The sequence below is a fragment of the Bradyrhizobium sp. USDA 4502 genome (assembly GCF_054063355.1).
Window position 1 is genome coordinate 12412 of sequence record NZ_JBSSGF010000001.1, and the last position, 17224, is coordinate 29635.

The following is a 17224-nucleotide window of genomic DNA, read 5'->3' on the forward strand; positions in this document are numbered from 1 at the left end:
CTCCAGCGCAAGGCAAGCCGCGTGCAATGTGGGCGGTCGATGCGCCCGAACGGGGGCTCGCGCCGGCCGCCGATCGCGCGGTACGGCCGGTCCTGGCATTGAGCGACATCGCGCTGACATTCGGCGGCGTCGCGGCGCTGCGCGACGTCGACCTTGCGGTCGCGCCGGGCGAGATCCGCGCGGTGATCGGGCCCAATGGCGCCGGCAAGAGCTCGTTGCTCAACGTTATTAGCGGGCTCTATCGGCCCGACCGCGGGCAGGTGTGGCTTGGCGAGCGTGCGTTCGTTCAGGTGCCGACGGCGCGATTGGCTGCGCACGGCGTCGCGCGCACGTTCCAGAACCTTGCGATCTTCAAGGGGCTGTCGGTTTTCGACAATGTCCTGATGGGGCTCGCGCATCGCGTCCGCGCAGGTTTCCTGCGCCAGATCATCGGCTCGCCGCTGGCGCGCCGGATCGAGGCGGAGAACCGCGCCGCCGCCGAGGATGTTATTGGCTTCCTGCACCTCGGCGACGTTCGTGAGCGCGCCGCCGGAACCTTGCCCTATGGCTTGCAGAAGCGCGTCGAACTCGCGCGGGCGCTGGTCGCGCGACCGACGCTGCTGCTGCTGGACGAGCCGTTCGCGGGCGTCACGTTGAGTGAGAAGCGCGAGCTGTCCGAGCACGTGCGCAATGCGCGCGACAGCTACGGCGCCACCATCATGCTGATCGAGCATGACATCGGCGTCGTGATGGGCCTCTCTGATCGCATCGCGGTCCTCGACAACGGCCGCAAGATCGCCGATGGCACGCCCGACGAGGTGAGGACCGACAAGGCCGTGATCGACGCCTATCTCGGCGTCGCGCATCAGGACGTCACGGAGCTCGCCGTCTGATGTTCGACTATCAGTTTTTGATCGAGGTGCTGGTTGGCGGCCTGCTGTCGGGGGTGATGTACTCGCTGGTCGCGATCGGCTTCGTGCTGATCTACAAGACCTCGGGCGTGCTCAATTTCGCACAAGGCGCGATGCTGCTGTTCGCGGCGCTGACCTTCGTCAGCCTGATCGAGCGCGGCATATCGTTTCCGGTCGCGTTCCTGATCACGCTCGCGATCATGGTCGTGCTGGGCGTAAGCGTCGAGCGAACCGTGCTGCGGCCGCTCGTCAACCAGCCGCCGATTACGCTGTTCATGGCAACGCTCGGGCTTTCCTATGTGATCGAGGGCGCGGCGCAGCTGTTGTGGGGCACGCAGGTTCACGGCCTCGACATCGGGATCAGTGACGTGCCGCTCGACATCGCCGGGGTCTTCATCAGCCGGTTCGATCTTTTCGCCGCGGCGGCCGCGGGCAGCCTGGTGGCGCTGTTCGCGCTGTTCTTCCGCTATACCCGAACCGGGCTCTCGTTTCGCGCCGTTGCCGACGATCCGTTCGCGGCACTTGCCGCCGGCCTGCGGCTGCCACGGGTCTGGGCCAGTGTGTGGACCGCTTCCGGCATCGTCGCGCTGGTCGCCGGACTGTTATGGGGCGCGCGTCTCGGCGTGCAGTTCTCGCTGTCGCTGGTTGTGTTGAAGGCATTGCCGGTGCTGGTGCTGGGCGGCTTCGATTCGATCGCTGGTGCGATCATCGGCGGTCTTCTGATCGGCGCCATCGAGAAGCTCGCCGAAGTCTATGTCGGGCCGCTGTTCGGCGGCGGCATCGAAGCCTGGGCCGCCTATGTCGTGGCGCTGGTGCTGCTCCTAGTGCGGCCGTCGGGGCTGTTCGGGCAGAAGCTGGTGGAAAGGGTCTAGGAGATGAGCGCAGCAGCACCGGCGGGATCGCTCGCGCCTGGCGTCGAGACCATTGCGATCGCCGCCGCAGCGGGGATCGCCTTTGGCGTCATTCCGGTCGCTGGCTCGGATTACCTGTTGGATGCGGTGCTGACGCCGTTCCTTGCGCTGGCGCTTGCCGCGGTCGGGCTCAACGTGCTCACCGGCTATGCTGGGCAGGTGTCGCTGGGCTCCGCCGCATTCCTCGCGGTAGGCGCCTATGCGACCTACAACCTTCACCTCCGGCTGCCGCAGCTGCCGCTGATCGTTGACCTTGTGCTCGCCGGCCTCGTCGCGGCCGCGATCGGAATCGTGTTCGGATTGCCGAGCCTGCGCCTGCGCGGCTTCTACCTCGCGGTCTCGACCTTGGCCGCGCAGTTCTTCGTGCAATGGACGCTCACCAAGTTCGGCTGGTTTTCCAACGACAGTCCGTCCGGCGTGATCGATGCCCCGGTACTGAGCGTGGCCGGTTTCGCCTTCACCAGCCCGGCCGGGCGCTATGTGTTCTCGCTGAGCGTCGTCGTGGCGGCGACGTTCCTGACCCTGCGGCTGCTGCGCGCGCAGAGCGGCCGCAACTTCATCGCGGTGCGCGATCACGAGCTCGCGGCCAGGGTGATCGGCGTGCCGCTGCTGCGCACCAAGCTCCTGGCCTTCGCCGTCTCCTCGTTCCTGATCGGCATCGCCGGGGTGTTGTGGGCCTTTGCCTATCTGCGAACGGTCGAGCCGGCCGGCTTCAATCTCGACCGCTCCTTCCAGATCCTGTTCATCATCATCATCGGCGGGCTGGCCTCGCTGCGCGGCGCGTTTCTCGGCGCCGCGTTTATCGTGGTGTTTCCGTTGATCCTGTCACGCGCCGGCGCGGCCTTGCTCGGCGGCGTATTCGATTCGGGCGTGCTGGAGATGAGCCAGCGCATCGTTCTCGGCGGGCTCATCATCGCCTTCCTGATTGTCGAACCGCGCGGCCTGGTCGCGCTGTGGGACCGGCTTTGGAGCGCCGTCACGCGGCCGGCCGCCATTCGCAACACATGACGTTTCGCGCCACTGGAGAGTTGAAGATGATCAAATCGAGATATCTGAAAGTTGCCTTTGCCGCAGCGGTCGCCTCCGTGTTGGCCGCAACACAGGCGGCGCGCGCCGACGAACAGTTCTTTCCGCTGCAAAGCTACCGGGTCGGCCCCTATGCGGCCGGCGGCACCGGCTTCTTCGGCGGCTTCATCGACTATCTCAATCTGATCAACATCCGCGACGGCGGCGTCAATGGCGTCAAGTTGACCTGGGACGAGGGCGAGACCCAGTACGAGGTCGAGCGCGGCGTCGAGGTCTATGAACGGCTGAAGGGGCGGCCCGGCGTTGCCGCCTGGAATCCGCTCTCGGTCGGGATCGCCTACGCCATGATCGACCGCATCACCAAGGACAAGGTGCCGCTCATCACCATCAATCATGGCCGCACCGATTCGACCGACGGCCGCGTGTTCCCCTATGTGTTTCCGCTGCTGCTCAATCCCTACAGCGAAACCTCGGGAATCGTGAACTACATCGCGAGCCGCGAGGGCGGAGTGGAGAAGCTGAAGGACAAGAAGATCGTCGTGCTCTATCACGGCTCGCCCTACGGCAAGGAGACCATCCCGATCTACAAGCTCTTGGCCGACAAGTACCAGTTCAGCCTAGAGCAGATCGAGGTGCCGCATCCCGGCAACGAGCAGCAGTCGCAATGGCTGTCGATCCGCCGCGCAAAGCCCGATTACGTGGTGCTGCGCGGCTGGGGCGTGATGAATCCAGTGGCGCTGAAGACCGCGCTGAAGGTTGGCTTCCCCGCCGACCACATCATCGGCAACGTCTGGTCCAATTCCGAGGAGGACGTGATCCCGGCCGGCGACGCCGCCAAGGGCTATATCGCGATCACCACGCAGGCCTCCGGCGAGCAGTATCCGGTGCTGCAGGAGGTGATCAAGACGGTCTATGGCGCCGGCAAGGGCAATCTCGACGACAAGAAGCGGATCGGCAGCGTCTACCACAACCTCGGCATCGTGAACGGCATCCTCAATGTCGAGGCGATCCGGATTGCGCAGGCGAAGTTCGGCAAGCGCACCTTGACCGGAGACGAGGTGCGATGGGGCTTCGAGCATCTCCAGCTCGATCCGGCGCGGGTCGAAGCGCTCGGCGCCAAGGATCTGTTCCATTCGATCAACGTCACCTGGGACAATCACGAAGGCGACGGCCGCGTCACCTTCCAGCAGTGGGATGGCGGCAAATGGAAGGTCGTCTCCGGTTGGATCGCACCGGACTGGGCCTTCCTGCGCCCGATCATTGAGAAGTCGGCGGCCGCCTATGCCAAGGAGCACGGCATCAAAGTGCGGACCTCCGGTGGCGAAGCCGTCAGCAATTGAGCCGCGCGCGATGCGGGAGCGATCCGGCCTCCCGCATCCGCCAACGCCATGGATCACGTGATGAGTGAAACCCTGCTCTCGGTCGAAGGCCTGGCCGCGACTTACAACCACGCGATCGCGGCGGTCAGCGACGTCTCGCTTGCCGTGCGGCGCGGTGAGATCGTCGCTGTGCTCGGCGCCAACGGCGCAGGCAAGTCGACCACATTGCAGGCCATCTCGGCGCTGCTCGCTGCCCGCCGCGGCCAGATCAGCGCCGGGCGGATCGTGTTCGATGGCCGCGATGTCGCAGGCACGTCGGCGGCGACGCTGGTGCGCGCCGGGCTCGTGCCGGTGCTCGAGGGGCGGCATTGCTTTGCCTCGCTGACGGTGGAGGAAAACCTCATCACCGGCGCGATAGGGCGCGATGCGCGGCGGGCGGAAATCGCCGCGGATATCGAGCGCGCCTATCAGCTGTTTCCGCGCCTCAAGCAGCATCGCCGCGCGCTGGCCGGACTGACCTCGGGCGGCGAGCAGCAGATGACGGCGATCGGCCGGGCTCTGATGTCGCGTCCGCGGCTGCTGGTGCTCGACGAACCGTCGATGGGCCTCGCGCCGCTGGTCGTCGAAGGAATCTTTCGCGCGCTCCAGCAGCTGAACGGCGAGCAGGGACTGTCGATCCTGATCGCTGAGCAGAACTCGACGGTGGCGCTGCGCTTTGCCGACCACGCGGTCGTGCTCGAAAACGGGCGCAGCGTGCTGGCCGGTCGCGCGGCCGAACTGCGCCAGCGCGCCGACATCAAGACCCATTATCTCGGCGGATCGTCGCGGGACGATCAGGGCCAGAGGCGGCCACGCGAGGCTGTCGCATGATTGCAACCCGGAGAGACTGACCATGGCCAACGACAATCTCGCACGCAAGATCGACGACGACGTTTATGCCAGGCTCGATGCCGCCATCGACGCGACAGTGACGGTGAATGCGGACCGCAACGACCGCGAAAGTCGCTTTCCGCGCGAGAATCTTCGTGCTCTGGCGGAGGCCGGCTGGACCGGCGTGCTGAACGAGCCGCAATTCGGCGGACTCGGCCTCAGCCATCTGGATTTCGCTGAAGCCGCGTACCGGATCGGACAGGCCGATGCCTCCACCGGGCTCATCTACGTCATGCATGTCGGCGCGGCCCAGACCATCAACCTGTTCGGCAACGCCGACCAGAAGGAGCGCTGGCTGAAGGCGAACAATGGCGGCCTGCTCGGCACCTATTCGACCAGCGAACGCGCCACCGGCGGTCACTGGTGGTACAATCTGTCCGAAGCCTCGCGCGACGGCGACGATTATCGTGTCAATGCCGAAAAGTCGTTCACGACAAGCTCGGGCCATGCCGACTATTACCTGGTGCAGACGCGCACGCCTGGCGCCAAGGACCAGGCCGATATCATCTTCTTCATTGTCGACGGCAAGGCCGAGGGCATCGAGTCCCGGCCCTGGGATGCGCTCGGTGTGCGGGCCAATCATTCCGGGGCGATCCGCTACAGCAACGTGCATGTGCCGCAGCGCGACCGGCTCGGCGCCGAAGGACAGGGCAAGGAGATCATCTATGACGGCGTCTCTCCGGTCTATCTGATCGGGCTCGGTGCGGTCTGGGAAGGCGTCGCACGCGGCGCGTTGAACGCGGCGATCGCACACAGCACGACCTTCGTGCACAAGGACCGGAACAAGAGCCTGTCCGACTATCAGGCGATTCGCCAGGAGCTCGGCGCGGCCAAGGTGCTGGTCGAGACGCTACGGCCGTGGCGCAACGAGCTCGCGGGCAAGCTCGATGCGCTCTGGCGCGCCGGCAAGCCGCAAAGCGAAATCCTGATCCCGCTGACCGAGTTCAAGGTGCACGCCGCCGAGGTCGCCAACAAGGTCGCGGCGACGGCGCTGACGGTGACGGGCGGGTATGGCTATCACCGCGGCCCGATCGAGCGCGCCTATCGCGATGCCCGCGCGGCGATCGCGATGGGGCCGTCCAATGTCATCGCGCGCGACTGGATCGGAAAGGCGGTGGTCGGCCTGCCGCTGGAACTGTTCTACGAGGGCGGAGAATAGAGGTTGGCCGCGAGGCTGCCCCACAGGTGGTCGAAGCTACCTGGTGGCGCAAAAAGAACGTGCGGAAAACTCTGTCGCCGCGCCTACCAGACCGTAGGGGCTGTCGCATAGCCTAGTACGTGATATCCAGCTAGGTGGGTCATGACCATGTTGTCGCGGATCGCACAGTTGTTCTTAAGCACACTCCGCTCGTTGCGGCAGCGAGTGGGGCACTGCATGTGCTCACCTTGACAGCTGCGACGGCGGGTAAAACTTGCTACCTTGGGCCAGCCGGATCATGGACACACCAAGCTTGCCTTGAGCTGTTCGGTCCGTCTGACCTAGCCCCTATGTCCCAAGAGGAATTGCTCTCAGCATACCAAAGTGGGAAGATCGACCGCGCCTGCCTGCCCGTTACCACGTCCCTGGTGGGAGCTACCCCGTATCTGGATCCGATCCTGGACCTGCCGAATGTAAGGATCGTGGCCGAATATCCCAAAATGCTCGGTTATAGCCTTCTTGTTCGTCATGGAACGCGTCTGGAGGATATTAGAGAGGTCTTCGGGCATCCGGTTGCCCTTGACGAGGTTAAGCCTTGGTTAGATCACCGGCTGCCGCAGGTTCGACGTACCGCGGTGGCGAGTAGTGGCGCCGCGGCGCAAGCCGTTGCCAACAGCGAAGCCTTGGACAGGGCTTCTATTGGCCCCAGAGTTGGCGCGGCGATTTATGGGCTGGGTTCGCTGGTGGCTGGGATTGAAGAAGGCCCGCACAATGTGACGCGCTGGTGGGTGCTAGGCAGGGATATGCCTCCGCCAACCGAGAACGACAAGACGTCGTTGCTCGCGACTGTAAGTGATGCGGATTTTGCCTCCTTGCTTGCTTCCTTTGCTGGTGCCCGAGTCCAAATCCTGACGATTTACGAGCGACCGGCCAAAGCGGGCCTTGACAGCCATCGATATTTGATTGAGGTCGCGGGGCATGCGCAGACGGATAGCCTTGCCGGATTGCTTCGAAAGCGCCCGGACATTCGCGTGTTCGGGTCATATCCGCGCCGGTACTGATAGCTTCTACTTGGCGTGATCCGAGCCCTTTCGGAACTCTTCGTAGCTCTACGAAGGAGATCGTGGAGCCGCTCATGGGGAAAGCGCCTGCAACTGCCGCGTGACAATCATAAGCTGGCAGAATTTGTCGACAATGCGTTGCAGAACTACCTTGAGAATGAGGGTAGGCTGCAAGCTCTCGCGCCGCCAGCGGGCCCGCTCGTAGTAGGGAGCGAGATCGAAACGACGGGTGGCGAACCGCATCAAAATCCGAGACAATGCAGGAGAGATCGGAGAAAGTACGAGCGAGCGTTCCGCTCTGCTGCGATCCCCGCTGATAGCTCGGGGCTCTCCGAATTCGGATCGGGCAGGAAGAGCCCGGCCTGCTGGTTCTCGCCTCGTTGGTATGTCCGCACGAGCGCTCTTTGCAACTGGTCGAGCGGACGGTCTGGTTTGATATCGACCGCATTGTCAGGGATGACATCACTGAGCTCGTCGGGAGGAGCGCCCCGCCGCGCCTGACGAGTCACTTTACAAAGGTGAGGCTCGAAGGACTCCAGCGGCCGCTGATCCGACGTACCGCTGGGAAGATCAAGGGGCACCTGACAGACATCTTCCGCCTCCTCCCGCGGCGGGGCTGATGCAGCTCATCGTGAACGGACGGCGCCGTACTTCCGCACTCCGGATGCGACCCAGTCATGTGGCGCAAGAGCATCTAGTTCGCACTTTTCCGCCGCTCGCGCTTGATCCAGGGAAGCGCAGACGAAGGCTAGGCGCCGATGAAGGCCAAATAGTGCTCGACAATCTCATTCATTCGGCCGGAGTGCTCAACAGGCCTTTCCCGCCGCCGACGCGCGACGGACACTGCGCCGGTTGGAGTCACCTCAATACGCCGGCTGTCTGAATATGGTTGAGATCGAGATCGGCATTCTCGTCGCCAATGCCTCGATGGACGTCGACAATTTCCCCGACCTGGTCACCGCGCCGGAGAACGGCGCCATGCCGATCGCGATCGCGTCAAGTGGTTGTACACAACCGAGAAGCTCGCGCAAAATGGCGCTCGACTGTCCGAGGCCCTCAACCAAATCAAACCATCTTCAACGAATCAAAAACCTCTGTGTCGGGGTACTGGTCAGCTTCTCGAAAGCCAACCTTCCTAGCATTCGAACCTGATCTCTAGATGCCGATGCCGCCTATAACTGAACTGATCACGAACCGGGGATACCCGCTGGGTGGTTCGGCGAGGGATTTTGCTACTCATAAGAGCAAGGAGAGCATTATGAATTCCAATCGGATCAACGATGCGGGCTCGCCAGGATCCCAAACTGGTTATGTTTTCAGACAGGAGGATCATAATCTATTTAGGCAAGCCGTGAATGAAGCCAAGTCACTGTCTGCCGCGCCTGTACCGGCGAAGGCTCCGATTTGGAGTTCGAGCGCTCCATACGGGAACTTCTCACGCGATGGCTACTCTTGGAACAACGACGTGTGGGGCAAGGGTGCTGGGCCTCAGACGATTTCGGTGCGTGCAGTCAACCAGTGGAGTGTGTGGTCGAACCAGCCTAATACTGCTGGCATCAAGAGCTATCCGCACGAGGCTTTCAATATCGGGAAACCGCTCAGTTCAATCAACGCTCTGAGCTCGAACTTCAATCAGGATGTTCCGACAAGCGGTGCCTGGGACGTTGCCTACGATATATGGGACAGCTCAAACCAGCATGAGATAATGCTCTGGACGAATTACACTGGAAATCCGGACGGCAGCGGTAACGTCAAACCAATTTCTTACCATTATCGTCAGGATCGTTCCGGGGCAGCGATCCCGGTCTACACCAATGTCGACGTGGGCGGAGCGACTTGGAACGTGTTTGAAGGCTTTAACGGTCACAAGGTCATCTCACTCCTGCGCACTTCGAAGACCAATAGTGGAACAGTGGACATCAAGAGCATCCTGGAGTGGATCAAGTCGAAGGGCTACTTCGGCGATATAAACGTCGGCAGCGTTCAATACGGCGTCGAGGTCACCTCATCCCCAGGGGGAATGAACTTCAATTTCAACAACTGGAGCGTGACCTCAAAGTAAGGATCCGCGTCAGTGAGGTGATGTGAGAGACTTCGGCGGCACGGGGCCGACGCATTATGCAGACCTCAACGGTCACGGTCCATACCACCGTGCAGCCGAAGTCCACAAGTTCCCAAGACGCCACGCTTGACGCTCCGCGACAATCAGATCCAACAAAGCTCTCGCACCCAACAACCTTTGGGCAATCATCGATATCCCGGCTATGCCGCCCGCTATCCTGATCGCTGCGTTCTTCGCGCCAGATCTGCGTGCAATCTTGCTTAGTTCGAACATAGCCAACTGCTCCGCAACAGATCCCGTTAATGCTTAGCCATCCACTTGACGCGAGCGAGATGGGTTATCATAGGCATGGGGAGCACGCTCCGGCTCAGGTTTAGGATCGATGCGCAACACGATCTCGGCGGCTTCTCTCCAGTCGGCGCCTTCCCCGTCTGCGTCTAGGAGACGCTAATAGATGACGACGTGTTCTTGGTCGTTGGGAGCCAGGATCGAATCAGTTGGCGCCGCATCGTTGACATTCGGATCTGAACGACGGATTTTACTGGCAATCTCCAAAAGAAGTAGATCGGTTCAATGACAATCCTCGGCTGTTTCGAGCCTTGAGGAGACCCCGAGCCCCAGTTGGCCGCGCGTGCGTGAGCGGCCGATGCGTATTGGACAACCGAGCCGCGTTCATGCGTTCCTAGCCAGCTATGGGCCGGCGTCTACTGCCCACTGATCCTCTGCCAAAGCCAGAGCGCCACCGCGGTGGGCGAGGAGTTCGCATTGCTGCCACTGGCGCGCAAATTGGCTTCGCGCATCGTCGCAATGTCGATCCGGTCAAGCAGTGGCTTCAGCGCGTCCTGCAACGCGGTATTATGAGCGCGCCGTGGTGCAAGTAGCAGGACCGCATCATAGGGCGGGACCGCGTGCTTGGGATCGGCCAGCGTCACCAGGTCGTATTCCTTGATCCGCCCCTCGCTGCTATAGCCCGCGATGACATCAACGTTGCCGCTCGCCACTGCCGCATACATGAAATCAGGCTGCATCTGTCGTTGCGTACGGAATGAGAGTCCGTAGGCCTTGTGCAGGGCAGTCCATTCCGGGCGCGAGAAGAACTCGTAGTCGCCCGCAATCGACAGCGTCGGCGCGTGCGCAGCCAGGTCGGTGATCGAATGAATGCCGAGTGCTTCGGCGCGCTGCCGCGGCATCACCAGGGCGTAGGCGTTTTCGAAACCGAGCGCGCCGAGCAGGGTGATGTCCTGCTTTGCCAGGAGTTTCTTCAGCTCGGCGAGCAATGCTTCACGCGGCAGCATCTCGCTGCGGTGAAACTGGTTGACCCACAGGGTGCCGGAATAATCCACATAGACGTCGATGTCGTTGGCCGCGAGCGCCTGAAAAATCACGTTGGAACCGAGACCTTCGCGCGTCGAGGCCTGCAATCCCGCGGCCTGCAGACGCTGCTCGATGAGCGCGGAGAGCACATATTGCTCGGCAAAGGTTTTGGCGCCGATGATGTAGGTCGACGGGGCGCGCGAGACCGAAGGGATCAATGTGGCCGCGACCAGTGCGGCGATCCCGACGCTGCCGAGCGCAGTGCGGAAGCGCTTGCGCTCGCCCAATCCGCGTTCGATCAGCGTTAAAAGTTGATCGACCGCTAACGCCAGCAGAGCTGAGGCGACGCAGCCAAATAGCACGAGCACCCAGTTTTGGGTCTGCAAGCCGGCGAAAATGTAATTGCCGAGGCTGGTCTGCCCGATCGGCGTGGACAATGTCGCCGTCCCGATCACCCATACCGCCGAGGTGCGGATGCCGGCCATGATCACCGGCAGCGCCAACGGTAATTCCACCGTGAACAACGATTGCCGCGGCGTCATGCCCACCCCTCGCGCCGCCTCAAGCAACGCGGGATCGACGCCGTTCAGGCCGGTGATGGTGTTGCGCAGCACCGGCAGCATGGAATAGAGCGCCAGTGCCAGCATGGAGGGCAGAAATCCGAATGCGGAAAAGTCGAAGCCGAACCAGCGAAGCGTCAACGACGCAATGGCGAGCAGAAGTGGGTAGAACAGCGCCAGCAGGGCCAGTCCGGGCACGGTCTGGACGATGCTGGCGAGGCCCAGCAGGATGCCGCGGATCACGGCATGATTGCGCGCGAGGATCGCGAGCGGGAGGCTGATCACGAGCCCGAGCGCTAGCGCTGCCAGGCTGACCTGAACGTGGCTGCCAAGATAGTCCGGCAGATGCGCCGCCGCGTCGTGCCAGCGCGGGTCGGACAGGAAGCTCATTCCGTGCTTGCTCCCGGGAGCAGGGCGTTCAGCCGCTCGGCCTGCCGCCTGGGTGTGCTCAACAGCTCCGCCACGTAGGGATCCTTGTTGTTTGCCAGCTCGGCTGGCTGGCCTTGCGCCACAACCCGTCCGGCCCGCATCACCGCGATGCGATCGGCAAGCAACAACGCCTCCGTCATGTCATGGGTGACCATTACCGTAGTCAAACCGAGCCTGCGATGCAGGGCGCGGTACTCCTCGCCCATGGTGTAGCGGGTCAGCGGATCGAGCGCGCCAAAGGGTTCGTCCATCAGCACGATACGGGGACGGGCGGCGAGCGCCCGCGCCACGCCTACACGCTGCTGCTGGCCGCCCGACAATTCATGCGGAAAGCGATCGCGATGGAGGAAGCGATCGAGCTGTACCAGGTCGAGGAGCTGATCGACCTGCACGGCGATCTCGGTGGCGGGCCAGCCGAGCAGTCTCGGTGTGACGGCGATGTTGTCGGCGACGCGCATATGCGGAAAAAGCCCGCTGCTCTGGAACACGAAGCCCATGCGCCGGCGCAAACCCACCGGGTCGACGTTGCGCACGTCCTCGCCCTCCACGATGACGCGGCCGCCGTCGGCATCGAGCAGGCGGTTGGCGAGCCGCAACAAGGTGGACTTGCCGGAGCCGGAGGTGCCAACGATCGCCAGGAATTCGCCCGCGGCAATATCGAGCGAGAAATCGTCGACCGCGTTGACGCGCTCGGCGTCACGACCGCTGGCAAAACTCTTCCCCACATGGGCATAGGTAATCAGCGGTGCGAGTGTCATGGTTGTGCTGGACCAGTGCGCGAGTGTTCCGGATCCGAACTTCGCTTCATTCAGCGGTGGCGCACGTTAGCGAACTTCGAATTCGAAGGACACTAGCAAGTCCATGCGGCCCCACGGCGACACGCGGCAAGACGGTTGGTGGTTTGAGATGTCGAAATTGGTAATGGCGTTACAGTCGTTCCGTACGAAATGTACCGTCGTGACTTCATTCGGGATTGGCTAGCCGGAGGGGCCGTGCCCGTTCGTCCGGGTCGAACAAAGTCTGTTCGCGCAGCGATCGCGAACAATGTGGCGGGGCAAAGGTCTCCAAGGAATGTAGAGGGTTATCTTAATTCTAACCCGACCGACCGCTCCGTAGCAGCTGCCACATGTCTTGCACACTTGGCACGAGCGAGATGGGTTTCGTACGCGCGGCGGGCACGCTACGGTCGCTCGATGACGGGCATGAAGAATTCGGCGGGCCTATCGCGCAGACACTAATTGCAAATTGTAACAGTTGCGCCGCCGAGCACCGACACAGCGAGCGAATTATCTCACTATCAGCTAGCGTGCTGTCTCAGCTACAGATTGGAGCGTTTCGTACAGAGATATTCCTGTCACTAGCTCTGACTTTTGGATGCCGAGCATAGGGGGGCGCCGACGTGAGTGCCTACATCGCCGCACGGTCGGCGGTGGACGCCGGCTCGCAGATCAAGATCACCGTCAGCTTCCGGTCCGTCGAGCCGATCGTCGATTTTGTCAACGCTCGGTTCGAGCAGCCCCTGTCCGCCACTGGGCAGCCCGGATTCTCCAAATTGTCGCCGATCCATTCCGCGATCGGCGAGAAGCCAGGTGTGTGCGCGCTGGACGTTGTAGTTGAAGGCGAAAAGCCCAAGGCCGCCGCGATCCGCGACGCCGAAGCGATCGCGGTAGCCGACCTGTGCGACCGGTTGGTCGGTAATCTGCAGGTCCGCGACCAGCAGACCGGCGAGACAAGACCGTGCCGTTTTGGCGACATCGGCCTATTGGCGCCCGTCGGCACCGAGCTCTGGCGTTTCGAGGAGGCGTTGGAGGATCTCGCAATTCCGGTCTCGACCCAGGCCGGCAAGGGCTTTTTCCGGCCACAGGAGATCCAGGATCTCATTGGGCTGACCCGCACTCTCGCCGACCCGCGCGACACGCTGGCATTCGGGTCGCTGCTGCGTGGACCGCTGGTCGGCCTCACCGAAACCGAACTGCTCGACATCTCAGAAGCACTGCCGTCGGATCCCAACCGGCAAGGCCTGCCGATGCTGACAATCCGGACCGATCCAGAAAGCGTGGGCCACGCGCTCGCCCGAGATGTCCTGATCAAGCTGTCGTCGTTGCGCAAGCGAGCGCGTACCACGATACCATACGCGCTCCTCGCCGATGCGATCGCGGCGTTCCACGTCCGTGCGCAGATCCGGCAGCGGTTCAAGGCCGGCGCCGAGCGGGCGGTCGCCAACGTCGATCTCTTCCTCGACATGGCGCGGGCCTACGATGTTCGCGGCCTGCGGGCGTTCGCGAGCGACATGCGCGCAAACTGGGAGGAAGCGGTGCGTCAGGTCGAAGGCCGGCCCGACGCAGAGCAGGAAGCGGTCTCGCTGATCACGGTCCACGCGGCTAAAGGTCTCGAATGGCCGGTCGTCATCCCGATCAACATGACCGGCACGCCCAACGCCGAAACCGGCTTGGTTCAGGATCGCTCGAAGAACCTGTTCTCGACCCCGATCCTCGGTATCTGCCCGGCGGACCATGCCGACATCGAGGCTCGCGCCGACGAAGAGCAGCGGCGCGAGCGCGTACGTCTCTGGTACGTGGCGGCGACTCGGGCACGCGATCTGTTGATCCTGCCCAGGCACTCCACCACCCTGTCGGACAAGTGCTGGGCAAAACTTGTCGATTTGGGCATTGCCGATCTTCCGGCGATCAACCCAAGGGACGTCGGGACCGCGAAGGTGAGGGGCGTCATGTACCGGGAGAACGGCCAAATCCGCGAGACCTTCGCCGCCGAGGCGACCGCCATATTTGACGCGTGCAAGGCCATAATCTGGCATCGCCCGAGCCGGAGAGAACTTGACCAGGTGGACGAAGCGGAAACGAAGATTGAAAGCGAGGAGACTCCCGAAGCCGCGACCTTGGAGCCGGCCGCCGTTCTCGGCAGTTCGACGCGCGGTACCATCCTCCACAAGCTGATCGAGGAGGTACTGACCGGAGAAGCCGGCGACGCCCAGACCGAGCTCGAAGCGCGAGCCGCCGAACTGATCTGCCAGATGGGGCAAGAGCCGGCGACTGACGCGGAGGTCGGCATCAGCGCCGTTGAACTGGCCGCTACGGTGCGGCGGACGCTCGCCCTTCCTGACGTCGCCAAGCTGCGGCCGCGTCTCGTCCCCGAGCTCCCATTGTTCGGAAGCGACAGCAGCAACGGCGAGGAGGTACTGCTCTCCGGACAGGCCGATGCGGTCGCGTTCGATGACGCCGGAGCCATCGATGCGGTCGTCGATTGGAAAAGCGACGTGGCGCCGGACGCGTCGAGCATCGGCCACTACAGGCAACAGATCGTCGACTATCGGAAGCAGACCAAGGCCAAGCGGGCTCTTCTGGTCTTCATGACTACCGGGCAGGTCGTTGAGGTCGCTTGATCAGGCCAACGAAATTGAACCGCGGCTGCTATTCACCGGGCCGTGGGACCGATCGTCGTCAGGCGCGGCGATGCCCTCGGCCTCCTCGCACTCACCAACGTGTTCGCCGAGACGTTGCACTGGTTTTCCAATCGTGTCCGTGACGCGCGATGGGTCACGATCCTGGCACGGTGTCTTGTGCCATCCCAGCAAGTTATCCTCACGGACCGAACAGGCCAGATGGTACGCTTGGCTCCGGCCGCTCAAGCTCAAGTGGCGCAGCAGAACCCTCTTTCGCGAGATCCGCGACATGATTGTTGCGGTTGACGCGATTTGCCATCTTCTCAGTCGGCTCCGCGAAGCGGGACTTTAGACGCCACGTTGGTCGAGCGAGGCGTGGCGCTCCCATGGTCTGCACCTCGATAGTGGACGCCTGCGGAACTGGTCTGCATCAAGGCTAGTAAAGTCATGTCCTGACGGCCCACACACCGGCGGCTGGCCCGTCAAACATCAGTGCCTCGGCGGCATCACCTGACCAGCGCACTACCGCGAACCAAGCTGGAGCAGGACCATGCGATGTCGATGACGGAAGCCTTCACGCCGGCGCGGTTCCAACAAGATGATTCCTGTCTTACTTCAATCCGGCTAACACCAGACACCATCGGTCACGAGCGGCGACCGCTTGATGCCCCTGCCGCTCAACTTCAAGGGCGCCACGACTCCCGATCGCTAATTGATGGCATATCCGTCAACCTCAAGCTTGGCCGGCCCGCTCACATTCCTGATGAACTCGGTGCAGCAGTGCTCGAGATGTGTCGCAATGCGTTCGGCATTGTGACGGAAGCTGTACGGGCTTTGGAGAGAAGTGTGACTATCCTTATCAAGAGAGAACTGGTCGATCGTCACTCGTGAGAACCGGTCGAGGGTCATCGCGGTTCGTACGACAGCCATGATCTGTCCTCTGCTGAGATGGTATATCCATAGCGGAGCGCTACCTACGCCGTTTCGGCGGTTTTCCTGATTGCTACGCCGCAGATCCGTACGTGGATAGAGGCGGCGCTTGCTACGAGAACGGAGACAAAGGCGCTTCTGTGGTTGAGCAACAAGGCGAAACGCGATGCCTTCACGATGCTTTGCATCGATCCTATGCACCTGCGGTCCGCGTGCGGGGTCTTCTCCACCGATACAATCTTGCCATCTTGGATGAAGGAAAAGGGGCCGGTAGTTAGAGAAGGCACCGGGCTAAGCGCCGCACGCCTATATGAGCGCACATTGCACGGCGCTCACCATACCGAGAACCCAGGATCTCCTGGATAAATTGTTCTCCTCCATGCCGGAGGCAAACGGATGTCTTCTAGGCTGTGTGTTCGCGACGGTGCTTCGATTATGAACCGTTGTGGCGCTTCATGAGCCTCACATGACCTGCCCCTGAATTTTCATCCAGCGGCAGTTAGAGTCTCGGGGGGGTACGCCTTGCGGCGCGGTGGAAACAACGGGCGATCGGCGGAGCTGGTCGGGGTTGCGCAGCCGAGCGCCCGCTGCGGTGAGAGAGGCGGCTTAGGCCGCGGGCGTGAGGTATTGCAGCGAGGAATGGGGGCGTTCGCCATTGTAGTCTGCGCGGCGGCGATCAGGGGGAGACTTCCTACCCAGATTGCCGCGCTACAGGTAACCGATTGGGCACTGACCATTGCAGCAAAAGGGGGAACCGCTGCCGTTGCAAGAGCGCTCGCTGTCGCTAACACAGTCTCTTTCATTCGATAATCGCTTCCCTAAGGTTTGCCCCCAAGCTTCATCGAGCGTCTTGCCGAGTACGCTGCAAGTGACAAAATTGAGTCTCTCGATCAGATCGATCTGCGGAATTGATGGGTCGGACGTCGCTCGGTGGGTTGTCGTCCGATTCACGTCTTTCATTGCTCGAGCATAGCGTTTTCTTGAAACTGATCTGGACGTCCGAACCGGCTTTTTATGGGGCACGTCCGAAGGCAGCCACATCACATTCGGACCGATGTTCATGAGCGATGAAGACGACGCGGAAATCTCTTACCTTTGGTCGGTTGCATTATAGGCCTCAAACCAGCTTCGACGGATTCCACCGCCGTGGCGTGGCTCCCGAGCACGACTGCATTCCCGGTCAGAAGCTCCATCACCGCATATGCTTGTTGGTCCAAGCCCATTCCTAGCGCGTTACCGAACGAATCAGCGGGA

At 62.3% G+C, this 17224-nt stretch carries 14 protein-coding genes and 1 pseudogene; 11 read left to right on the plus strand and 4 right to left on the minus strand.

The window, feature by feature from the left end:
* The first annotated feature begins 26 nt into the window (after positions 1-26).
* The 7 genes from ACVW1B_RS00035 (at position 27) to ACVW1B_RS00065 (ending at position 7275) form a co-directional block, all read left to right on the plus strand.
* Positions 27-872 carry an ABC transporter ATP-binding protein gene (locus ACVW1B_RS00035; RefSeq protein WP_375167114.1) on the plus strand — a complete coding sequence of 282 codons (846 nt, stop codon included), beginning with the start codon at positions 27-29 and terminating at the stop codon, positions 870-872.
* Positions 872-1762, plus strand: coding sequence for a branched-chain amino acid ABC transporter permease (locus ACVW1B_RS00040; protein ID WP_253603935.1), 891 nt, complete (start codon positions 872-874; stop codon positions 1760-1762). Before ACVW1B_RS00035 ends, ACVW1B_RS00040 begins: the two co-directional genes overlap by 1 nt.
* A 3-nt stretch (positions 1763-1765) precedes the next feature.
* A complete protein-coding gene (locus tag ACVW1B_RS00045; RefSeq protein ID WP_069276316.1) occupies positions 1766-2809 on the plus strand; it encodes a branched-chain amino acid ABC transporter permease in 1044 nt (347 codons plus the stop codon).
* Between the two features lie 26 nt (positions 2810-2835).
* On the plus strand, positions 2836-4167 hold the full coding sequence (locus ACVW1B_RS00050; RefSeq protein ID WP_253603934.1) for an ABC transporter substrate-binding protein: 1332 nt from the start codon (positions 2836-2838) through the stop codon (positions 4165-4167).
* A gap of 60 nt (positions 4168-4227) precedes the next feature.
* Positions 4228-5016, plus strand: a complete 789-nt coding sequence (locus ACVW1B_RS00055; RefSeq protein WP_069276460.1) for an ABC transporter ATP-binding protein — start codon at positions 4228-4230, stop codon at positions 5014-5016.
* 22 nt (positions 5017-5038) lie between these two features.
* Complete coding sequence (locus tag ACVW1B_RS00060; RefSeq protein WP_253603932.1) at positions 5039-6235, plus strand: acyl-CoA dehydrogenase family protein; 1197 nt, start codon at positions 5039-5041, stop codon at positions 6233-6235.
* 218 nt (positions 6236-6453) lie between these two features.
* Positions 6454-7275: a prephenate dehydratase gene (locus ACVW1B_RS00065; protein ID WP_253587998.1), complete on the plus strand. Its 822-nt coding sequence runs from the start codon at positions 6454-6456 to the stop codon at positions 7273-7275.
* A gap of 72 nt (positions 7276-7347) precedes the next feature.
* Here the strand turns inward: ACVW1B_RS00065 and ACVW1B_RS00070 are convergent, their stop codons facing one another.
* Entirely contained in the window at positions 7348-7518 is a 171-nt protein-coding gene (locus ACVW1B_RS00070) for a hypothetical protein (protein ID WP_253603930.1), read from the minus strand.
* Between the two features lie 642 nt (positions 7519-8160).
* Between ACVW1B_RS00070 and ACVW1B_RS00075 the strand changes: the two genes are divergently transcribed.
* Both ACVW1B_RS00075 and ACVW1B_RS00080 read left to right on the plus strand, forming a co-directional pair.
* Positions 8161-8427, plus strand: coding sequence for a hypothetical protein (locus ACVW1B_RS00075; protein ID WP_141713300.1), 267 nt, complete (start codon positions 8161-8163; stop codon positions 8425-8427).
* Positions 8428-8533: 106 nt separating this feature from the next.
* Positions 8534-9337 (plus strand): glycoside hydrolase family 12 protein, encoded by an 804-nt coding sequence (locus ACVW1B_RS00080; RefSeq protein WP_069276462.1) that lies wholly within the window; start codon positions 8534-8536, stop codon positions 9335-9337.
* A 704-nt stretch (positions 9338-10041) separates the two neighbouring features.
* On the opposite strand, the gene ACVW1B_RS00085 is transcribed toward ACVW1B_RS00080, so the two are convergent.
* Positions 10042-11601 carry an ABC transporter permease/substrate-binding protein gene (locus ACVW1B_RS00085; RefSeq protein ID WP_069276319.1) on the minus strand — a complete coding sequence of 520 codons (1560 nt, stop codon included), beginning with the start codon at positions 11599-11601 and terminating at the stop codon, positions 10042-10044.
* Complete coding sequence (locus ACVW1B_RS00090) at positions 11598-12398, minus strand: ATP-binding cassette domain-containing protein (RefSeq protein WP_253603928.1); 801 nt, start codon at positions 12396-12398, stop codon at positions 11598-11600. Before ACVW1B_RS00090 ends, ACVW1B_RS00085 begins: the two co-directional genes overlap by 4 nt.
* Before the next feature lie 641 nt (positions 12399-13039).
* Here ACVW1B_RS00090 and ACVW1B_RS00095 point away from each other — a divergent pair.
* Positions 13040-15040, plus strand: coding sequence for a UvrD-helicase domain-containing protein (locus tag ACVW1B_RS00095; protein ID WP_253603926.1), 2001 nt, complete (start codon positions 13040-13042; stop codon positions 15038-15040).
* Between the two features lie 555 nt (positions 15041-15595).
* Positions 15596-15931 (plus strand): hypothetical protein, encoded by a 336-nt coding sequence (locus tag ACVW1B_RS00100; protein ID WP_141713301.1) that lies wholly within the window; start codon positions 15596-15598, stop codon positions 15929-15931.
* Positions 15932-16455: 524 nt separating this feature from the next.
* Here ACVW1B_RS00100 and ACVW1B_RS00105 read toward each other — a convergent pair.
* Positions 16456-16636: pseudogene (locus ACVW1B_RS00105) on the minus strand (IS3 family transposase); the annotation flags it as partial.
* Positions 16637-17224: the final 588 nt, after the last annotated feature.

Excerpts from the sequence above, each read along its gene's own strand:
- ACVW1B_RS00040 (WP_253603935.1), top strand. The coding sequence starts at position 872 with ATGTTCGACTATCAGTTTTTGATCGAGGTGCTGGTTGGCGGCCTGCTG.
- ACVW1B_RS00100 (WP_141713301.1), top strand. The coding sequence starts at position 15,596 with ATGTCGATGACGGAAGCCTTCACGCCGGCGCGGTTCCAACAAGATGAT.
- ACVW1B_RS00070 (WP_253603930.1), bottom strand. The coding sequence starts at position 7,518 with ATGCGGTTCGCCACCCGTCGTTTCGATCTCGCTCCCTACTACGAGCGG.
- ACVW1B_RS00085 (WP_069276319.1), bottom strand. The coding sequence starts at position 11,601 with ATGAGCTTCCTGTCCGACCCGCGCTGGCACGACGCGGCGGCGCATCTG.
- ACVW1B_RS00060 (WP_253603932.1), top strand. The coding sequence starts at position 5,039 with ATGGCCAACGACAATCTCGCACGCAAGATCGACGACGACGTTTATGCC.
- ACVW1B_RS00045 (WP_069276316.1), top strand. The coding sequence starts at position 1,766 with ATGAGCGCAGCAGCACCGGCGGGATCGCTCGCGCCTGGCGTCGAGACC.
- ACVW1B_RS00050 (WP_253603934.1), top strand. The coding sequence starts at position 2,836 with ATGATCAAATCGAGATATCTGAAAGTTGCCTTTGCCGCAGCGGTCGCC.
- ACVW1B_RS00090 (WP_253603928.1), bottom strand. The coding sequence starts at position 12,398 with ATGACACTCGCACCGCTGATTACCTATGCCCATGTGGGGAAGAGTTTT.
- ACVW1B_RS00055 (WP_069276460.1), top strand. The coding sequence starts at position 4,228 with ATGAGTGAAACCCTGCTCTCGGTCGAAGGCCTGGCCGCGACTTACAAC.
- ACVW1B_RS00035 (WP_375167114.1), top strand. The coding sequence starts at position 27 with ATGTGGGCGGTCGATGCGCCCGAACGGGGGCTCGCGCCGGCCGCCGAT.
- ACVW1B_RS00080 (WP_069276462.1), top strand. The coding sequence starts at position 8,534 with ATGAATTCCAATCGGATCAACGATGCGGGCTCGCCAGGATCCCAAACT.
- ACVW1B_RS00075 (WP_141713300.1), top strand. The coding sequence starts at position 8,161 with ATGGTTGAGATCGAGATCGGCATTCTCGTCGCCAATGCCTCGATGGAC.